This window comes from Paenibacillus sp. GXUN7292 (assembly GCF_050864975.1).
GTDB lineage: Bacteria > Bacillota > Bacilli > Paenibacillales > Paenibacillaceae > Pristimantibacillus.
The window spans coordinates 120,523-141,055 of record NZ_JBOZWO010000002.1 but is presented as its reverse complement, the minus strand read 5'-3'; the positions used below and the strand labels follow the sequence as shown (position 1 = coordinate 141,055).

Here is a 20,533-nt window from a genome sequence, read left to right as displayed (position 1 = left end):
TTCCCATTAATTTTTTTGCTTGAATTGCAAAGTAATTGTTGTTCCGACGCTAGGCAGGCTGAAAACGTCAATTTTCCCCTCATGCAAATCTACAATGCGTTTGGCAATAGATAACCCTAAGCCCACACCGCCTGTCGCTCTGCTGCGGGCGCCATCCACACGATAAAAGCGCTCGAATAAATGCGGAATCTCCGACTCCGGAATGCCAACCCCTCTATCCTTCACTTCTATTTTGACAATACCGCGTGAAACAGCCATGGAGACGCTAATCGGCTCTTTGGAGTATTTAATCGCATTATCCAGCAAAATAACGAGCAGCTGGCGGATTTTATCCTTGTCCCCCTGCATGCGAACGGATTTGGATAGAGCTTTGACTCTTATTTGTCTTTGGAACGTCGTCTGCATCATCGTGGCTAGCTCATCTACCATCGTTACGACATCAAAGTTATCAATATTGAGCCAATCCTCCTGCTCTGCCTCGGCGAGCATCAGCATCGATTTAATAAGATTTTGCAATCTGACCGATTCATTGCTGATTGCTTCAATTGCCTCATTACGGAGATTTTCATCATCCTTCCCCCACCGTTTAAGCATGCCGGCATAGCTGCTTATTACCGTAAGCGGAGTTTTAAGCTCATGAGAGGCATCAGCCACAAATTGCTTTTGTCTCGCAAAGGTCCGGTCAAGCCGCTCAATCATTTGATTGAACGCTCTTACCAAATGCAGCAGCTCAGCGGATTCTTCCTTTGAATTAATGGTGATTTGCCGCAGCTTTCCGCTTCGGTCTATTTCGCGTATCGTGTTAACCATCTGCTGTATAGGCGAAGTCAATCTCGATGTGAACCAGTATGTACCAAAAATGGCAAATAAAATAGCTCCGCCGCTCGTTACGCTCAGTGCGGCTACAAGCACCTGCAAGTAATCATCCAGCTCATCCAAAATACGATTAACTTCTAACATGGCGGTTACTTTGCCGTCCTCATGAATCGGCACGCGCATGTACAAAATGCGTTCGCCGCTTTTCATGACCATGCCGGTTGACATGCGCTCTTCAAACACAGCAGGCAATTCCAGCAAAATAGGATCAGAGCCGCTAATATTGACTACACGATTGTTAGGCAATATGATTCTGATCATTTCATTAATGTTATAGTATTCATTAAGCAGATCCGCGGAATTCAATCCGCGGCCGCTTTGAATACGAGGGTTTTCGAGCATGAGGTTCACTTTCGTTGAAATAACCTCCTGCTCGGTTTCAGTCGTAATTTTGATAACATAAAAGTAGACAAAAATATTAAAAAAAATGAGAATCAATATGAGCCAAAAAATCGTAAAAAGCGTAAACCGTTTACGAATCGTCATGCATCCGGCTCCTTAATCATATATCCTACACCGCGTACAGTGTGAATGAGCTTATGGCGATATCCCTTGTCCAGCTTTTGGCGCAAATATCGAATATATACATCAACCAAATTCGTTTCGCCGATAAAGTCATAGCCCCAAACCTCAGATAATATATCCTCTCTGGATTTCTCTTCATTCTTGTTTTCAACCAAATAAACAAGCAATTCAAATTCCCGAGGAGTCAGCTCGATCAGAATATCCTTGCGGAATACTTTTCTTGAACGCAGCTCAATTGTTAGATCTCCTAGCTTGATCGTATCCGAGCCTTCAGATTCACGGGGATGCTGCTGAAAAATACGCAAAATATTGCGGACCCTTGCAAGCAGCTCCTCCATAGCAAATGGTTTTGTTATATAATCATTAGCGCCATGCTCAAAGCCGCTTACCTTGTCCGGCACCGTATCTCTTGCAGTCAGCAATATAATAGGAACAGTGTTGCCGGCTTGTCTGACCAATCGCAGCACCTCTATCCCGCTCATCTCTGGAAGCATCACGTCGAGCAGCATTAGATGCCATTCTTCGTTGGTGGCCATTTCATAGCCTGTGCGTCCATCGGCAGCAACACCGACAATATAGCCTTCATGCTCCAATTCGAGCTGTAGTACTCGAGCAATTCCTGTTTCATCCTCTACGACTAATACACGTTCGTTCATGGGAAAGCTCACCTTCTTTTTATACAGATTGTTCATCTAGCCATTATGCTAGTTAATTTCATCATAATGAAGCTAAATTCTAATTGCAAGCGCCCCACGATTTGCAAATATTTCCCTGTAGCTTTAAATATTGATTCAGCTTATTACTTATTCATGGACCATTGCTCTACATCCCATGTTTTTGTAACCCAATCCTCGTAGAAGTCAGGTTCATGAGAGACGAGCACGACAGTTCCTTTATATTCCATTAATGCCCGCTTCAGCTCTGCCTTCGCAACGACATCCAAGTGGTTCGTAGGCTCATCGAATAAAATCCAGTTGCTCTCGCGCATCATTAGCTTGCACAGTCTGACCTTTGCCTGCTCGCCGCCGCTAAGCATATTAAGCGAACGTGTAATATGCTCATTTTTCAAACCACAGCGCGCAAGTGCAGCGCGAACCTCATGCTGATTCAAAAAGGAGAATTCGTTCCAAACATCGTCAAGCGGCGTTAAGGATGGCGCTTTTGCTTCCTGCTCAAAATAGGCTGGATTTAAAAAATCCCCTTGATAAGTTTCGCCTTCAATCGGCCGAATCACGCCAAGTATCGTTTTCAGCAGCGTCGATTTCCCTACACCGTTGCAGCCGACTATTGCAATTTTATCGCCTCGTTCAATCAGCATATTCATACTTGGAAGCAATGGACGGTCATAGCCGATAACCATATTTTTCGCTTCAAAAACTGTCTTTCCGCTAGTGCGTGACTCTTTGAACGAGAACGTAGGCTTAGCAGCCTCCTCCGGCCGATCAATCCGTTCAAGGCGATCCAGCTGCTTCTCGCGGCTCTTCGCTCTGCCGGAAGTCGAATATCTGGCTTTATTGCGTTGTATGAAATCCTCCTGCTTTTTAATAAATTCCTGCTGCTTCTCATACGCGTCAATATGTTGGTTTTTATTAATATCCGCCATTTCCAAAAACTTATCATAATTGGCAGAATAGCGTGTCAGTTTGGCAAATTCAAGATGGTAAATAACATTTACAACCTCGTTCATAAAGCCCGTTTCATGAGAAATGAGTATAAAGGCGTACGGATATGATTTCAAATAGTTCGTCAGCCATGATATATGCTCTTCATCCAAGTAGTTGGTCGGCTCATCCAGCAGCAGCACGGTCGGCTTTTCAAGCAGCAGCTTTGCCAGCAATACTTTGGTGCGCTGACCGCCGCTTAACGCAGCAACATCACGATCCAGCCCGATGGCATTAAGGCCAAGGCCATTGGCCATTTCCTCAACCTTCACATCAAGCATATAGAAATCGCCTATTTCAAGCTCCTCCTGGATCTCTCCCATTCGTATGAGCAATTGATCCAACGTGTCTGCATCCGCTTCAGCCATTTGCCCCGCTATATCGTTAAGTTCAGCTTCAAGCTGCAGCATGGGAAGAAATGCATCCTTAAGCACATCTCTAATCGTCTTGCCCGCTTCCAACTTCGTATGCTGGTCCAAATAGCCATAGCGAATGCGAGGCGTCCACTCTACCTTGCCGTCGTCCTTCAACAGACTGCCAGTCAGAATACTCATTAATGTCGATTTGCCTGTACCATTAGCACCGACCAGACCTACATGCTCTCCGGCAAGCAGACGGAAGGATACGTTTTTGAATAAAACCCGATCGCCAAATGTATGTGATAAATTTTCAACCGTTAATAAACTCATCTAAATTAGCTCCATTCCAGCAAAAATTAAAGCTCACCTGTCATAGACGGACAGGATGCCCGTACTATTGTATCATATCCTTATATTCTTTGTATCCATTTCCTTTAGCAGCTTAGACAAAATTGGCCTAAAAGACACATGCAGCATTTTCCGGAGAATACCATTATCGGTAAGCATAGAAAATGACCACATCGTCTGCAACAGCTCACGCGCTGGCAGCAAAGGCACAGCTGCAGCGGGCTTGATTGGAAAGTATGACAGCCATTCCTCCTCATGCCTGAACCGTTCCATCTTATTAGCTATCCAAAAGAATGAATCCTTCCCTCTTTTTTCACTTGCTTTGTCAAATGCTTCAACTTTGCTCTGCGACCATTTTGCCATAAACGGATCGGCTACGACTATAATGTAGTTCGCATGATCTACCCAGTATTGCCATACCTCATCCATTTGCCGGGCAGAAAAGTCCATTATCATCATGTGATTATGCTGCTGCGCATTAAGCCGTACATGAAGCTGCTCATGCAGCTCCTCGCTCATTTGCTGCAAACTTTGATCGTACACATCCATCCTCTCAGCTTTAACATAATAATCAATAGACAGGGCTGTGCTGCGCATATGATAAAATCTCGAATGTTTGTCTTTTTGTGATAATAGCTTCACTGCTGGCAACAGCTTTTCCCACTCAGGGCTGCCGTCATGGAATTCAGCAGCAGCTACGGAAGCCCCGCTTCTTCCAAGCAATTCAGCAAGCGCTAGTGTAAGTAGCGTAGAGCCTGCTCCGTTGAATAAGGAAAATACGCCTATTGTAAGCCCATGACTCGAAAATGCCGGCCATATAGGCGCTTGCTCATGCAGATGGCTCAATTGGCGGAGCTGCAGCAGTTTTGCCTCGACTTCCCGCATTGAGAAGTAGCGATTCGCTGGATTATGCTCCAGCATCATGCTAAGCATCTCGACAAAACCGCGAGGTGCGCCCTTTCTTCGAAGCAAGAGCTTATTACGCTGTAAGCCATTTTGCTGCTGGTTGTAAGCTGTGCCTTCCCACAGGCAATATAACAATGCACCAAGCCCATAAATATCTGTTTTTACATCCGATTGTAAATCTCCGCCAAATTGCTCCGGAGCTGCAAAGCCATAAGTGCCCAGTTTTACAGTATCTTCGTGCAAGCCGAATTTAAAATAACGGGATATCCCAAAATCGATGAGCGTCACTTTTCCCTGATGATTAAGCAGCACATTGGATGGCTTTAAGTCGCGATGTATAATCGGGATTGGCTGCTCATGCAAATAAATGAGTGCGGATACGAGCTGCATACTTATATGAAGCAGCTGATCAAGCGGAAAGATATGATTTTCTCGAAGCATCTGTGCGAGCGATTTACCCTCAACAAAGCTCATTACCATCATTTCAGGATTTGCTCCAGTTGAAGCATAGTAATCATATATTGTTGGAAGTGATGGATGTTCCAATTGCAGCAGCAGCTTTACTTCTATGGTTAGATTCAGTGTGTCGCTCGGCTTGCTATGAAAAATTTTAATCGCCCTGGCGCTGCCATGCAATCTTAAATCTGATGCTTCATACACGCTGCCCATTCCTCCTGAGCCTATTTTTCTGCGAATCTTATAGCGCTTCTCAATCACTGTTCCTTGTTCCAAATACAATTCCACTTTAGCTTCCTCCTTTATTAAGCATTCATAGCTTTGCAAAAACTATTAAACAAGGATAAACAGCTCTACCGTCCTTTGGACAGTGGCGTTTAACGATGAAATATAAAAACAGATATAAGGCTACAAGAACTTACTCTTTCTTATATTGAAAAAAGCACCCTAAGCTTACTGCTAGCATGCAGTATGCTTAGGGTGCTTCCCTAATGATGTTCATTATTTTTTATGCTTTAAACAAAGTGTAATTTCCTCACGATTATGGAAAAGCTGCTTAGCTTTTATAAGCTCGAACTTTTGCTGAAGCCGTTCGATCACTTCTCTAATCGTTTGCAAAGGCTTTTTATGCATTAGCTTAATCGTAATAACAGCAATAGCATCATCGGCCAGCGCATATTCTAAATCAAGCACTAGCTTGCTCATAAGCATCGGGCTCCAGCTCATATCGCATACAAGCAGGTCGTAATGATTTTTTTGCAGCTTTACATCAGATGCATTCTGCTTGTAGTGAATGAGCCCAGGATGATTTGATAGCGATTCATGCATATTGGCAGGATCAATAGCGGTAACCGACAATCCTCTTTCCAGCAGCAGCGACGTCCAGCCGCCTGGCGCAGCACCTACATCTAACGCATTGCGATATTGCTCATAATGAAGCCCAAACGCTCTTTCCGCCTCAAGCAGCTTGAATTTGGCGCGAGAAACTTGATTTTCTTCGCGCTGAAAACGAACTGCTCCGCCAGGCCAATCCGACAGCATTTGTTCAGGTGTTGCGAACCCTGCGTATAGCTGGGTCGCTCCAGCATAAATGGCGATAATAATTTCTGGCTGTTGAACTACCGGCTGGGAATCAATATCTTCTAGAACAGCATCGATAACAGCTTTTGTATCTGCGGTGGAGTATGTATACGGGCTGCCAGACGCTTTTCGCACATGAACAGCTGTATCTTTGTTTTCAAACGATAGTCTTGCATTGCGGACCATTTCGGCCAACGCTTCAAGGTCGTCTGTACTTCCCGTTATTGCAATTGTACGATCTACCGGCTGAATATGTCTTAAAAAAATCGGTTCATGCTCCAAAACAAGCTCAAGCAGCGCCTCTCTTTCAAGAGGGCTGTTCATCATAAACACTTCACTAGCCGCTAGCTGCGTGAAGCTTGCGCCAGGTATGAGCCGGCGCAGCTCTTCCATCGCATAATTTGCATAGTGCTGATTAGCAGTTCCTATCCATTGATTCACAGTCCGAGCCTCTTTCATTCATAAAATAAAGATTAGTTCTGATGCAGCATAGCTATTTTGGACAATAAAGAATGCGGTATAGCGCTGCCAAACAAGCTAGTCGATGCAGGAATATTTTTGCTCAGCAGCTCATGCATCTGCAGCCGTCCAGCTATGCTGGAAGTATGCAAAAATATTTGCTGAGGATATTTGCCTGTATGAACAAGATGGCGAACCACCTCTATACCAGAAGGCTCTCCCCAGCCAAGATCATAGTCCAAGGATAAAATATCAATTGCATATTCATCAATCAACAGCTTGCATTCTTCTGCATTTTTGGCTAGCACAAAGCCTTTGGGGCACACTCTGAAATCATCCAAATAGACATGTATCAACCTTGCTCCTCCATCCCGGAAGAATGATGAAGCAAATGCTCATCATCCTATTCTTTTTGACATTTGCTGCATAAGAAGCTTTTTTTTCTGCCTATAAGCTTTTTAATAATAGGCGATCCGCAGCGAGAGCAGCTCTCGCCATCCTTGCCGTAAACCTGCAGGCGAGCATAATAGCCTCCTGTGGCCTCATCTTCCTCATGCAGCGGATTTTGCTCAATACCGCCTAATTGGATCGCTTCCTTGAGTACGGCCCTTATTTCTGCAAACAGCTTTTCCCAGTCAGACTCGGTAAGCTCGGAGAGCTTAATAGCAGGCGATAATTCGCTGCGAAAAGCTATCTCGTCCGCATAAACATTGCCGATTCCAGCAAGCAATGCTTCATCGGTAAGCGCTGTTTTCAAGGAGCTGCGCTTACGGGCAAACCGTTCTTTAAACTGCCGAACAGTCAAATGGCGGTCTAACGGATCGCCGCCCAAAGGAGCATATTTTTTCTCAGCCTCTCGAACGGTTAACAGTTCGATGTCACTCGCTTCAAGACCATAAAACGCCAGTTTGTTATCGCCAAAATAAATCGATAGCGCTGCCTTATCCTTTTCTTTGGCGTCAGCGCCTTTGCTCACGTACATTCGAGCGTCGTCCGTCCAAGAAAAGCATAGGCGCTTGCCATTATCCAAATGGAATAAAAAATTGCTTCCGCGTCTCTCTACAAACCACAACGATGCGGAAACTACTTCCTTTGCAAAGGATTCTGCATGAGCGCTTTTCATTTTTTTATCTTTGCATTCGATATGTGTAATTCTGCTTCCGGCAAATTGCTCGGCCAAAAATGCGCGTTGTATTTCTAATTCAGGTAATTCATGCATATTGCTGAAATTCCCTCCTGTTTTCTTTTAAACCTTGTTAAGCAGCTGATGCGATTTGGCAATCATTATTTGCAATTCAAATAAATCCTTGCAAATATATTGAGGCTCACAGCCTGCAAGCTTGGCATAATGGTTATAATTTTCCTTTGTTGTAAGTCCTGTAAAAACCAATATAGTTCCACAGCCTGCTGATTGTCCAGCCGCGATATCTGTTGCTATATTATCTCCAATTACATAGGTTTGACTACGGTCAACTCCCAGCCGGGCTATCGAATAATCCATAAGAATGGCTGAGGGCTTTCCTATAATGATCGGTTTGATTCCAGACGCAGCCTCCAGCATAGCGCCAATTGATCCTGCTCCAGGAATGAGTCCGCCTTCTGAAGGCAAAAGCAAGTCAGGATTCGTTAAAATATACTGGCTGCCATTATGAATCTGTCTAACCGCTCTTGCTATTTTATCATAGGTTAGCTGACGATCAATGCCCTGTACGACAAAATCTGCATTCAAATCAGTAATTTGCAAGCCCGATTGCTCTATAGCTTCATGCAAACCAGATTCGCCAATCACGAAAACACGTGCATTCGGCTTCAAATTGGCAATATATGCAGCTGCCGCATTAGCAGAGGTGCATACTTGCTCCGCACTTGCCTGAATATCCATATTCCGTAATCGTCTAGCTACCTCTTCAGCTGATACGGAGGAATTATTCGTAACAAATTGATAGGGCAGCCCCTGAGTTTGCAAATACTCAATTAATGCTCCCGCACCTTCAATCGGCTTCAAGCCGTGATAAAGGGTACCGTCCAAATCAATTAAAAAACCTTTCATCATGTTCAAGCCCTTCAATCCTCTCCTGCTTGTAGCTTTACCATTGTCCGTCAGCTAGCTTAATGCTTCTGGTATAAATACAGTATATGCAATTTACAATTATTGCTGATACAACTGTTTAATTCATACACGCTGAACCTTGCGCTGCAGTCTGGCTACCCGCTGCCGCTGCTTGTCCAGCTCCAGCCTGTACTTGCTGCGGTTCATAGCCGCAAACGAGTCATTAGCAAGCTGATCTAGCGCTTGAGTTGCCAGATCAAGCGCGACAAAATAGTCCTTCTTTTTATGCTCAAAATACTTAGCCAGCTCGATGCAAGCGTCCATTCTTGAGCTCCCCTTGTTCTGCTGCTGCAAAGCGACTTTCTGCCACAATACCACAGCTCTGTCCCAATTTCCAGCCTTCTTGTCTCGGGCAGCCAGCATATTTAAAGCCGAGGGATTATTTCCATTATGTTGATATGCTAATTCATAATATTGTTCTGCTAATAATGACGCATTCATTTTTTCAAGCCAAAGCCCCGTACGCACAAGCTCCTCCAGATCTAATGTTGGAGCTAAAGTTTTAATGAGCCTGCCGCCAAGCAGCTCGCCAAATCTAATAGTTAACGCTGTTAAAGAAAGAATGTCCAGCTCATTATGCTGAAATACCCCTTGAACAATTAGCGGGTTGTCTTCAGCCAAATACTGAAAGTACAACTGTGGTGCCAGCGAGCCCGGAACATCGTCTATTCTATCAATGCCCAGCCTTTCCTCCTCGACATGACTAAGCTTGCAGGACGCAAGTGTATTGCGCCAAACGGATCGTGAAGGATGAAGCAAATCAATATGAAGCGGCTTCCAGCTATGCTTCTTGCCTAATCCATTCATAATTATTCTGTTTTCGATGAGCGGCCAATCAAAGGTTTTTCCATTGTACGTTACCAATACTTTAAAGCTGCTTACTTTTTCTAATAAATACGCCAGCATTGCGTATTCCTCGGCAGGATGCCGTATAAATGCCTGCTCCAATACATAACCGTCCCGTTCCATATATCCGATTGCAGTTATGAACGGTATATTTCCTGCTCCGCTTCCGAGGCCTGTCGTCTCCAAATCCAAAAATAACAGCTCCGTGCTGCTGAACTGCTGTGCTGGATGGAAGGCCGTTAAATGACTGACTGCTGCCTGTAATTGTTCAAGCGCATAATAGCCATGCCGCTTGCTTAGCGGATACCGGATTCGGCGCAATAAAAAGCTGCCCTGCTCGTGCTGATACAGCTTTACGTCCAAGCTTTGCCATCTAGGGTCCAATGTCTCAATTAAATCGTTAGTATTACTCGTCTCTGCTTCAAGTTCACTATCTCCTAGCTCCTCGCGCTTTGCAGCTTCAGACAATGACTCATCGTTCACTGGTGTCGTGCCTGTCAGCCGATTCATTCTTGATCGCAAGCTGCTCATAAGCTTTTCCTCGCTTCTGACAGCAGCTGTTTAGCAAGCTGCTTGCCGAGCAGTCCAACCTCTTCAATTGGACCCACGCAGGCAGGACAACCGCTTTGGCAGCCGCAGCTTTCAATTAGCGTCTCAGCTTGTGCCAATAATTGCGTATGAACCTCATACAATCTTTCACTTAATCCGATGCCACCAGGATATCGGTCATAGAAATACACGGTCGGCTTCTCAGTATGAATAGCTTTAACCTGCGGTACAACGCGAATATCAAAGGGATCGCACATCAAATAAAGCGGTGCGATATGAACAAGCACATTGGCAACACCAAGCAGCGCTGACTGCATATCGTTTTTACTTAATTGCTGTGCCAGCTCATCTTGAAATGAAAACCAGTAGCCGCAAGTATGCAGCTCCTCTTCCGGTAAATGAATCGGCCCCGAACCTATATTTTCATGCGTTCTCAGCTTAATCTTTTTGAATATCGTCGGTTTTGCCTGCAGCGTCACCTCGCCATACTGGATATGCAGACTGCCTTGCATGCTTTCCTTGTCCACATGCAGCACCTTTAAATCTACTGCCAGATTGGCATCTGTATAGTAATCTACATCAACAAGGCGAACATAAGCTTTTTTCTCTTCATAATCGAGCTTTTCCACCTGGTACTGCACACCCTCATGAATGTAGATAGCTTCCTCGTGGATAAGCGTTGGAGCACTGAACCGATCAACTTCACCAATAACTTTATTCTGGTTGGAAATATCTATAATAATAAAATTTTCGCCTGCAGCTGTCCGCAGCGAAATATGATTGGCAGGAAACGACTGATCCATCCAATACCAGCGGTTGCCGGCTTCATGCAGCACTTTTTCCTCTACGAGAAATTCCATCATATCCTCAAGCCGTTCTGCTCCAAAGCTCTCACCCGCTTGGAAAGGCAGCTCGTAGGCTGCGCATTTGACATGATCAATTAAAATAAGTAAATTATCAGGCTCAATCAGTGCTCTTTCAGGCGGTTTGTTAAAGAAAAAATCAGGGTTTTGTATCATATATTGATCAAGCGGATTGCTGCTTGCTACAAGAAAAGTGACGGAGCTCTCTGCTCGTCTTCCCGCGCGGCCTGATTGCTGCCAGGTACTGGCGACCGTTCCCGGATAACCATTGAGCACACATGCTTGCAGTTGGCCGATATCGATGCCCAGCTCCAGCGCATTCGTGCTCACTACTCCTCTAATTTCGCCAGAGCGCAGTCCGTGCTCAATTTCTCTGCGTAATTTGGGCAAATAACCGCCCCGATATCCTCTTATTGTATCGCGCTTTAATTGATGGCGAACCAAATCCTGCAAATAGGTAAGCAGCAGCTCTACACGTACCCGGCTTCTAGCAAATACAATTGTTTGTACGCCTTGCGTTAATAAATATCCGGCCAGCTTTCTCGTCTCAAGCACGCTGCTGCGGCGTATGCCCAGCTGTTTATTGACGACAGGAGGATTGTAGAACACAAAATGCTTCTCTCCCATCGGAGCGCCGTTGTTGTCGATTAGAGCAGCCTCTTCTCCAATAAGCCGTTCTGCATGCTCCTTAGGATTATCAATCGTTGCAGAAGCACAAATAAATTGCGGTGAGGATCCATAAAACTTGCAGATACGCTTCAATCTGCGAATCACATTGGCAACATGGCTGCCGAAAACGCCCCGATAAGCGTGTACTTCATCTATTACAATAAATTTCAAGTTTTCAAATAGCTTTACCCATTTCGTATGATGCGGCAATATAGCAGAATGCAGCATATCCGGATTTGTAACTACAATATGTCCGGCGCTGCGAATGACAGACCTGACATTTGGCGGCGTATCCCCATCATAGGTATGTGTTTTTAAGCCTGCTTCCATAGCGTCTGCCAGCACTTGCAGCTCGGCAACCTGATCTTGCGCCAACGCTTTAGTAGGAAATATGTACAATGCTCTTGCTTCGTCATTTTCCAGAATGGCTTGAATAACTGGCAAATTGTAGCAGAGCGTTTTCCCGGAAGCTGTAGGTGTCACTGCAACGACATGCTCGCCTCTTCTTGCTGCAGCATAAGCTGAGCCTTGATGTACATAAAGCTGTTCAATTCCTTTATTCGAAAGCGCCTTTCTCCACGACGGGTGCAAATCCTGCGGCAACGGGCAAGTAACGGAGGCGCGCGGCGGAATCGTTCGCCAATGGGTCACATTCGCCATAATTTCCTCCATCCCCTTCAATTCCTCCAGCCATTCCTCCAAGCTATCGCTTCTGCCTGTCCAACGGTTCATTGCTATCACTCCTATACTTCAATAACCCCAGCTCCGCAGCTGAATTCAACAACTATACTGTCTTCTTATTGTACAGAATGCATGTTCGCACTGCAATGAGTAATATGCCTTTCATGCGTGATTGGCTGTGAGTATTTTGTTCGACAATATGATCTTTTTCATTTATACTATTTATATCATTTAATTTCTATGGGAAAAGAGGGGATGGAAGTGGCTGAGGTTAAAATCCGCAACACTGGCGAACGCATTCAAGGAGAGGAAAACGTTCGTGCATTTTTAGAAAGCCAAGAGGTACTGTATGAGCATTGGAATCCATCCAAGCTGCCAGCTGAGCTGCAAAATAAATTTGTTCTTTCTGATGAAGAAAAACAACAAATTCTTGCCACTTTTGATGATGAAATACGCGATCTTGCTGCACGCCGCGGATATTTGACATGGGATATTATCGCTTTGTCAGATGCTACGCCTAATTTGGACGAATTGCTGAAAAAATTCGAAAACGTTCATACTCATACTGAGGATGAAGTTCGCGCTATTACGGCTGGTAAAGGTATTTTCATTATTAAAGGTACAGATGATGTGGGCTACTTCGATGTTGAGCTTGAAGCAGGCGATGTTATTTCTGTGCCTGAGCATAAGCCTCATTTTTTCACTTTGATGGAAAACAGACAAATCGTTGCCGTTCGTCTCTTTATTGAGACTGAAGGCTGGATTGCCCATCCATTTGCTGATCCGCAATTCCAATCAAAAAACTAGTGGACAGCGTATCTTTTTACTATACGCCCTTACGCTGAAAAGTACAAACCTCCAGCACCTATCAATAGGCTGACTGGAGGTTTTTTGCTGCTAGTAAGATCTTTATTTTTTTACAATATCAAATAATTGCTCAAGATTAGTTATTTCGTAAACCGGTACAATATCATCAGAGCGAACGATGCCATGACGGTTAATCCATACAGAATCCATTCCGACTGTATTGGCGCCAAGAATATCGGTAGTGAGCTTATCTCCTACCATAACGCCTTCTTCTGCAGCAATGCCAAGCTTATTCATCGCATATTCGAAAATAGCGGCTCTTGGCTTGCCTTGACCGAATTGTCCGGAAATAACAATATGGTCAAAGTAAGGCGCCAGCTGCGGTACGCCTGCCAGCTTCTCCATTTGCAGGTCAGGAGACCCATTGGTTAGCAGCAGCAGCTTGTAGTCTTTCTTCAACTGCTCCAGCACACGATAAGTTTCCTCGTATACAATTGGACGGGAACGACGCTCTGCCGGGAACTGCTCTGCAAGCTCAGCGCCTAGTGCAGCATTGTCAATTCCTAATGCTTTTAGTCCGTTTGTCCAAGCGTCTTTCCGATATTGTGGCACAATAGCTTCCATCTTGCGGAATTCAGGCTGATCGCCTGCCGTGAAATTGCCCCATAGCCCTTCAAATGGATTAATCCCGATCATTGTTGTAAAAGAGTATGTTTCATATGATTCATATAGCGCTCTAGCTTCTTTTTTCACAGCCTGCTCAAGCTCTTCAGCATCTACTCCTGTCGCAGCCGCAGCCGTCTCGCAGGTAGCTTGAAAGGCTTCCTTAATGCTTCTGTCATCCCATAGCAAAGTATCATCCAAATCAAATAAAACAGCTTGCTTAGCCATCGTGCACATTCTCTCCTATTTCTATAATTCGACTACGAATCAAATAATTAATAATTACTAATTAATAATTATTGATTAACCAAATTAATATTGTTTTTTTGTGCAAAGGTAGTTAGCTCCATTGACATCTGTTCCGTTGGAAAACGATTCAATACTCTTGAAAATGTCCATGCGCTGCCCTTCTGCGGCATTACAACGACATAATCCTTATGCACTCTTATTTCTTTAATATCAGCTGCCGGCATACGCTTGTCCCCTGTAAAGCGGCGAGATTGAACAAAATCTTTACCTACCTTCAAATAAGGCTTGCGGAAGAAAAACAACATTGCCAATAATACATAACAGCCTATCGTAACCCAAAACATCGTATCCGGCACGTAATTAGGGGCTGTCAGCATTAAAAAGCAATAGCCTACAATGAAAATAATTAGCAAGGATGGCACAATAAAATTCCGTCCTGCAAAACGCAAGCCATCATTAACCGAGCTTCCGCCGCTCGTATTAATTAAGGTTGAACCTTGCTTTTTTCTTGCTTTATTGGCTTGTTCCATATTTTTGCGCACTTTGCGCTCCCAAGATCGTGACAAATCATATTCCTCCTACTATTAAAACTGTCAGAATAATTCCAAAAATTGCTTTCCTTAAATATTGCGCTTGAATTTATCAATAAAGCGATTCGGGTAATCCGCCTCTAGTGCACTAACCTCATTTAATTGGTTCCACACCTCTTGCGGCATTTCCCAGCCAATTGCGCCCATATTATCGTTAAATTGCTCTAAAGTGCGAGCTCCAAAAATTGGTGACGTCATGCCTTCCAGCTGATTCAACCAACGCAAAGCCACCTGTGCCGGTGTTTTCCCCAGCTGCTCTGCGACTGACTGTACGGCGTCTAAAACTTGGAAGTTGCGCTCATTCGCGCGAAGCCCCCAGGAGCTTTCTCCTGCCTTGGCAGTCAACCGGCCTTCGGTAGGCTCGCTGCGGTTGTAGCGTCCTGTAAGAAATCCGCCGCCGAGGGGAGCCCACGGGATAAAGCCAATATTTTCTTCCTTGCATAAGGATAGCATTTCACGGTCCATTTGTCTGCTTACCAGGCTGTACTGGGGCTGAATTGAAATGAACTTTACATAACGGTTCATTTCGCTGCATGCCAATGACTTCATCATCTGCCAGGAATAAAAATTAGAGCAGCCAATATATCTTACCTTGCCAGATGAAACTAAGTCATCTAACGCGCGCAGTGTCTCTTCTATTGGCGTGGCAGCGTCCCAAGTATGAACTTGGTATAGGTCAATATAATCAGTTTGCAGGCGCTTTAAGCTTGCCTCAACACTGTCCATAATATGTTTACGCGAAAGTCCAGAGCCATTGATATCATCTGAAGTACTCATCCGCACCTTAGTTGCCAACACAATATTCGAACGTTTGTTCTTGATGGCTTTTCCTACAATTTCTTCAGACTTGCCTCCAACATATACATTAGCTGTATCTAGAAAATTACCGCCCTGTTCAACAAACCGCTCAATCATTTCAATCGATTCGCTCTCTGAAGTTGTATTGCCAAAAGTCATCGTGCCGAGGCAAAGCTCCGAAACAGCAAGCCCGCTTCTGCCCAGTAATTTATACTTCATCCAGTTCCAGCTCCTTATATATGTTATATATTGCCGTACAGAATCAGTGTTTTAAATCCTCTTCATCCTCAACATACTTGATACTGTCAAGCTGCTGCTTGAAGTTTTTTTTGAAATTATTCAAATATCGCTTTCTTAACTCGTCTCTCTCTGCAATCTCCTCATTCGTTAAACCTGATGTTTTGCTTTTGCGAGATAACTCATTAATTCTAGCTATTAATTGATCAATATCCATTACTGCTTGCCCCATCCTCTCAAACAATTAATTATCACTTCTTACTTTGCACTTGTAGAGATGTGTTGTCAAGTTCTTCACTTAAAGTGAGTGCCGATTAGTTCTGAATGAGAAACATTAAAAATAAAAAAACTGCTCAAATCAAAAATTTGAGCAGTCCATGCTAATGTAAATATTTAAAAGGAAACTAATTAGTAACCCGAAGCCAACACTCCTTCTTCTCAACTATGATTTTAAATTTGGAATAATGAGCTTCTGTCCCGGAACAATATGCGATGATTGTAAAACGTTACGGCTTTGAATTTTAAAAATCATATATCGAACATCGTCAGATTCATCTATATATTGCTTAGCAATGCTCCATAGCGTATCTCCGGACTGAACGACTATAATCTGTTCACCGGCTTGCGGCTCTGCAGAAGAATTGGTCGTAGCATTAGTCCCGATCAGCTTAAAGCATGTAAATAAAATCATTAAAATCACTGTACTCATAACAACTTTCTTGTAAAAACCTTTCCCGGAAAGAACTTTCTTCTGCTTAACTGGCTCAATCTTAACTGTATCATTATAAATAGATTTGTATGTACTCAAATTTGTCATCATCATTATCAGCACCCCAAACATTTGTTCTGTTATCAGAATAACACGAACAGACGTTTGGGTCAATACAAAATAAGAATATTTGTTCGGAGAACCTATGTTTGTGCGAACGGCGGTTCTATGTTATAATTTTACACAATATTAGGATTGGAGTTGATCGTCGTGTCCAAGATTTCCAAACGACAATATGCAATACTTGAATTTATAAAGCAAGAAGTACGAGATAAAGGTTATCCGCCTTCGGTTCGCGAAATCGCCGAGGCAGTAGGTTTGTTGTCAAGCTCGACCGTTCACGGACACTTGGACCGGCTTGAGAAGAAGGGCTTTATACGCCGTGACCCGACCAAGCCCCGCGCTATTGAAATATTGAATCAGGACACCGAGAGCAACGTCATCCCGCTTCCTGTAGCGAACGTGCCTATTGTAGGCCGAGTAACGGCAGGGATCCCGATTACAGCTACAGAGAACATTGAGGAATACTTCCCTCTGCCATCACATTTTGTAGGCGATAACAATGTTTTTATCCTTAATGTAATCGGTGACAGTATGATTGAAGCAGGTATACATAATGGCGATTTCGTAATAGTCCGCCAGCAGCAAACTGCTAATAACGGAGAGATTGTCGTTGCAATGACCGAAGACGACGAAGCTACTGTGAAAACCTTCTATAAAGAAAAGGATCATATCCGCCTCCAGCCGGAGAATGAGACGATGGATCCTATCAGGCTCCAGCACGTAACTATTTTAGGCAAAGTCATAGGACTATTTAGAGATTTGCATTAATCCACTAACACCCAGTCAACTCCTCCCCATAGTGCATAACCTATAACATATTCACAAGTTGGGGAGGTGAAGAACATTATGTCAGCAGTAGGTGGAGCTTTTTCAAACGCAGGTGCGATCCTTGTACTTTTCATCCTCTTGGTGATTATCACATGCAGTTTTGGATGGGGCAACAAAGGATGTTGCTAATTACTGATCTGAATTAGCAATGTCCTAATCATAGGCCATCAGTGATATTGCAGCTGCAAATGCGTCGCATTTGCAGCTGCCTTTCTTTTGCGCCCAATCCATTGCAGGCTATCATGCACCAGATCGCAGCAACCACTATGTTCACAACTCAAATATACATATCTGATACTCCGATACTTCCACAAAATGTACATGATGCATCGATAAACATTATTCTCACCAAGCAAAAAGAACGCCTATCAGCGTTCTCAGCGTGTTGCAAAAGCTCCACAGCAGCTTAATAGCCCGGATAACAGACCTAAAGAAGTAAGCGGAAAGCCGTCGATTCGTTGTAGTAGTTAAATAACCGAGCAAAAGTCGTAATGCCATCTGTTTAGAATTATAACGGAACTGAGAGGCTCTATTTAGCAAAAAAAGGTGTTTTAAAACTGTAACGGAACTGTGGAGCGCTATAAGTGATCTTTTCCCCGTTTAGGTAGTGATTTTGAGTAAATAAGGTTTCTCAGTTCCGTTAGCTTTTAGAATAAACTGATTTCCGTACAATAGCGTGTCTCAGTTCCGTTAGCGTTTTTCAACGGCCTGATTTCCTGTACTCAGTTTTAAAAATTTTGGTTTTTTGGGGATTCTAAGTGGAAAACACTGCCCTTAGGGCAACGCCTATCAGCGTTCTTTTTGTTAAATTGATCTTCTAATTGATCTTTTCTTCTGTTACCCACTTATCGCCAGCCTCAATTGACCGATGAAATTAGCTACTAAGCATTGAGTAACGAATGTATATGAAATTTCATACAGAATCAGCAGAAACGACCTAATTTTCGCGAATGTATATGAATTTTCATACAGAATTAGCGGGAATGACCCAACATTCGCAATTGTATATGAAATTTCATACAGAATCAGCAGGAACGGCCTAATTTTCACAATTGTATATGAATTTTCATACAGAATTAGCAGGAACGGCCTAATTTTCGCAATTGTATATGAATTTTCATACAGAATCAGCAGGAACGGCCTAATTTTCACAATTGTATATGAATTTTCATACAGAATTAGCAGGAACGGCCTAATTTTCGCAATTGTATATGAATTTTCATACAGAATTAGCGGGAATGACCCAACATTCGCAAATGTATATGAAATTTCATACAGAATTAGCAGGAACGGCCTAATTTTCGCAATTGTATATGAATTTTCATACAGAATTAGCAGGAACGGCCTAATTTTCGCAATTGTATGTGAAATTTCATACAGAATAGTCAGGCGCTATCCCAAAACGTCCAAATGTATTTGAAATTTCGTATACAGTCAGATACTAGTAATTGGTTTTTTCTATTTTTATGCCTACTCTTGTGCTTCATCCACACTGTATCGCCAGCTCCCAGACATCGTTAAGAGGTAAATAACGATTTCCCCAGTCACATATGCCGCAGGCCCGCAAAACTCAATAAGGTTACTACTGCTTGCTATGACGCTTTAAATTTAAGTTTCATGCAATCCTAGCCTATTAAAGCGTTCATTCATCCTCGCCTTTAAAGCTCCATATTCTGCTTACATACAAACCTAGCCTCTAAAGCGCCAAATTCTAGCTACATACAAACCTAGCCCCTAAGCGCCAAATTCTAGCTTCATGCAAACCTCACCTTTATAGCGTCAAATACTGATCTCTCTCCCACTGATGCACCTGCGTACGATAAATATCCCATTCGATTGCTTTAAGCTCATAAAAATGGGTTAACGCATGCTCGCCCAGCGCATCTGCAATCACTTCATTGTTGATCATTTCGTCGAGCGCTTCCTTCAAATCTGCCGGCAAGCTTTCAATGCCAGCCTCAAACCGTTCTTCTTCCGACATAATATAAATATTGCAATCAGTTGAAGCTTTAAGCGCCAGCTTGTTTTTAATCCCATCGAGACCGGCTTTTAGCATGACAGCGAGCGCCAAATACGGATTCGCAGCAGGATCAGGATTACGCAGCTCAATACGCGTAGATAAACCGCGCGATGCAGGAATACGAATCATTGGCGAACGATTGCTGGCGGACCACGCTACATAGCAAGGCGCCTCATAACCAGGAACTAGTCTTTTATAGGAATTGACAGTCGGATTCGTAATAGCCGCCATTGATCTGGCATGCTTCATAATCCCGGCCATGCAATGTCTTGCAGTTTCGCTCAGCCCAAGCTTATCCTTCTCATCGTAAAAAGCATTAACTTGGTCCTTGAACAAAGAAATATGGCAGTGCATGCCAGAGCCATTGACGCCGAATAGCGGCTTCGGCATAAAGGAAGCATGCAGGCCGTGCAGCCGTGCAACCGTTTTGACGACAAGCTTAAAGGTCTGGATTTGGTCAGCGGCTCGAATCGCATCCGCATATTTGAAGTCGATTTCGTGCTGGCCAGGAGCAACCTCATGATGGGAAGCTTCAATTTCAAAACCCATTTCCTCCAGCGTTAAAACGATATCCCGACGGCAATTTTCACCCATATCCATAGGAGCCAGATCAAAATAGCCGCCATTGTCATTCAACTCCGTTGTAGGCTCGCCTCGCTCATCCGTTTTGAACAGGAAGAATTCAGGCTCAGGGCCGACATTCATTGCTGAATATCCAAGCCTTTCCGCATCCTTCAGCACTCGCTTTAATATGCCACGCGGGTCGCCGGCAAAAGGCTTGCCATCAGGCATATATACATCGCAAATTAATCTGGCGACGCGATCCTGCGCAACCCAAGGAAATACTACCCATGTATCAAGATCGGGATACAAGTACATATCCGACTCTTCAATCCGAACATAGCCTTCGATAGAAGAACCGTCAAACATCATTTTATTATCCAGCGCTTTATCTAGCTGGCTGACTGGAATTTCAACATTTTTGATCATGCCGAGCAAATCTGTAAATTGCAGCCGAATAAAACGAACATCCTGCTCTTGGGCAATGCGCTTAATATCTTCTTTTGTGTACCCCATCATTACATCTCCTTCACGGTCAGAGCCAAGACTGCCTTACTATT

19 protein-coding genes are annotated in these 20,533 nt (G+C 43.8%); 3 read left to right on the top strand and 16 right to left on the bottom strand.

The window, feature by feature from the left end; genetic code table 11:
* Positions 1-6: 6 nt before the first annotated feature.
* The 10 genes from ACRRU2_RS03300 to ACRRU2_RS03255 all read right to left on the bottom strand — a co-directional run bounded on the left by ACRRU2_RS03300 (position 7) and on the right by ACRRU2_RS03255 (position 12,439).
* Entirely contained in the window at positions 7-1,362 is a 1,356-nt protein-coding gene (locus ACRRU2_RS03300) for a sensor histidine kinase (RefSeq protein WP_331699589.1), read from the bottom strand.
* Positions 1,359-2,057: a response regulator transcription factor gene (locus ACRRU2_RS03295; protein WP_331699590.1), complete on the bottom strand. Its 699-nt coding sequence runs from the start codon at positions 2,055-2,057 to the stop codon at positions 1,359-1,361. Before ACRRU2_RS03295 ends, ACRRU2_RS03300 begins: the two co-directional genes overlap by 4 nt.
* Before the next feature lie 143 nt (positions 2,058-2,200).
* The gene (locus tag ACRRU2_RS03290) at positions 2,201-3,751 is read right to left on the bottom strand and encodes an ABC-F family ATP-binding cassette domain-containing protein (protein ID WP_331699591.1); all 1,551 of its coding nucleotides are present in this window, start codon (positions 3,749-3,751) and stop codon (positions 2,201-2,203) included.
* Positions 3,752-3,823: 72 nt separating this feature from the next.
* Positions 3,824-5,419, bottom strand: coding sequence for a serine/threonine protein kinase (locus tag ACRRU2_RS03285; protein ID WP_432499928.1), 1,596 nt, complete (start codon positions 5,417-5,419; stop codon positions 3,824-3,826).
* 213 nt (positions 5,420-5,632) lie between these two features.
* Positions 5,633-6,652, bottom strand: coding sequence for an SAM-dependent methyltransferase (locus tag ACRRU2_RS03280; RefSeq protein WP_432499927.1), 1,020 nt, complete (start codon positions 6,650-6,652; stop codon positions 5,633-5,635).
* Positions 6,653-6,684: 32 nt separating this feature from the next.
* Positions 6,685-7,026: a cyclic-phosphate processing receiver domain-containing protein gene (locus ACRRU2_RS03275; protein ID WP_331699594.1), complete on the bottom strand. Its 342-nt coding sequence runs from the start codon at positions 7,024-7,026 to the stop codon at positions 6,685-6,687.
* A 47-nt stretch (positions 7,027-7,073) separates the two neighbouring features.
* Positions 7,074-7,889 (bottom strand): Fpg/Nei family DNA glycosylase, encoded by an 816-nt coding sequence (locus ACRRU2_RS03270; protein WP_331699595.1) that lies wholly within the window; start codon positions 7,887-7,889, stop codon positions 7,074-7,076.
* Positions 7,890-7,916: 27 nt separating this feature from the next.
* Positions 7,917-8,723: a TIGR01457 family HAD-type hydrolase gene (locus ACRRU2_RS03265; RefSeq protein WP_331699635.1), complete on the bottom strand. Its 807-nt coding sequence runs from the start codon at positions 8,721-8,723 to the stop codon at positions 7,917-7,919.
* Between the two features lie 120 nt (positions 8,724-8,843).
* The gene (locus ACRRU2_RS03260; RefSeq protein WP_432499926.1) at positions 8,844-10,157 is read right to left on the bottom strand and encodes a ribonuclease H-like domain-containing protein; all 1,314 of its coding nucleotides are present in this window, start codon (positions 10,155-10,157) and stop codon (positions 8,844-8,846) included.
* Positions 10,154-12,439, bottom strand: a complete 2,286-nt coding sequence (locus ACRRU2_RS03255) for a DEAD/DEAH box helicase (RefSeq protein WP_331699598.1) — start codon at positions 12,437-12,439, stop codon at positions 10,154-10,156. The genes ACRRU2_RS03260 and ACRRU2_RS03255 overlap by 4 nt, the downstream gene beginning before the upstream one ends.
* 210 nt (positions 12,440-12,649) lie before the next feature.
* Here ACRRU2_RS03255 and ACRRU2_RS03250 point away from each other — a divergent pair, with 210 nt between their 5' ends.
* Positions 12,650-13,195: a 1,2-dihydroxy-3-keto-5-methylthiopentene dioxygenase gene (locus tag ACRRU2_RS03250; protein ID WP_331699599.1), complete on the top strand. Its 546-nt coding sequence runs from the start codon at positions 12,650-12,652 to the stop codon at positions 13,193-13,195.
* Positions 13,196-13,297: 102 nt separating this feature from the next.
* Here the strand turns inward: ACRRU2_RS03250 and ACRRU2_RS03245 are convergent, their stop codons facing one another.
* From ACRRU2_RS03245 to yneA, 5 genes are all read right to left on the bottom strand, one after another.
* Positions 13,298-14,086 carry an HAD family hydrolase gene (locus ACRRU2_RS03245; RefSeq protein ID WP_432499924.1) on the bottom strand — a complete coding sequence of 263 codons (789 nt, stop codon included), beginning with the start codon at positions 14,084-14,086 and terminating at the stop codon, positions 13,298-13,300.
* Positions 14,087-14,154: 68 nt separating this feature from the next.
* On the bottom strand, positions 14,155-14,673 hold the full coding sequence (locus ACRRU2_RS03240) for a hypothetical protein (protein ID WP_432499922.1): 519 nt from the start codon (positions 14,671-14,673) through the stop codon (positions 14,155-14,157).
* A gap of 54 nt (positions 14,674-14,727) precedes the next feature.
* Positions 14,728-15,714 carry an aldo/keto reductase gene (locus tag ACRRU2_RS03235; protein ID WP_432499921.1) on the bottom strand — a complete coding sequence of 329 codons (987 nt, stop codon included), beginning with the start codon at positions 15,712-15,714 and terminating at the stop codon, positions 14,728-14,730.
* Between the two features lie 43 nt (positions 15,715-15,757).
* Positions 15,758-15,949, bottom strand: coding sequence for a DUF896 domain-containing protein (locus ACRRU2_RS03230; RefSeq protein WP_432499920.1), 192 nt, complete (start codon positions 15,947-15,949; stop codon positions 15,758-15,760).
* Between the two features lie 225 nt (positions 15,950-16,174).
* Positions 16,175-16,555, bottom strand: coding sequence for a cell division suppressor protein YneA (gene yneA / locus ACRRU2_RS03225; RefSeq protein ID WP_432499919.1), 381 nt, complete (start codon positions 16,553-16,555; stop codon positions 16,175-16,177).
* Between the two features lie 156 nt (positions 16,556-16,711).
* On the opposite strand from yneA, the gene lexA reads away from it, so the two are divergent.
* Positions 16,712-17,332, top strand: coding sequence for a transcriptional repressor LexA (gene lexA / locus ACRRU2_RS03220; protein WP_331699605.1), 621 nt, complete (start codon positions 16,712-16,714; stop codon positions 17,330-17,332).
* 78 nt (positions 17,333-17,410) lie between these two features.
* On the top strand, positions 17,411-17,521 hold the full coding sequence (locus ACRRU2_RS03215; protein WP_331699606.1) for a YjcZ family sporulation protein: 111 nt from the start codon (positions 17,411-17,413) through the stop codon (positions 17,519-17,521).
* Positions 17,522-19,163: 1,642 nt separating this feature from the next.
* Here the strand turns inward: ACRRU2_RS03215 and glnA are convergent.
* Complete coding sequence (glnA, locus tag ACRRU2_RS03210; RefSeq protein ID WP_432500092.1) at positions 19,164-20,489, bottom strand: type I glutamate--ammonia ligase; 1,326 nt, start codon at positions 20,487-20,489, stop codon at positions 19,164-19,166.
* Positions 20,490-20,533 lie beyond the last annotated feature (44 nt).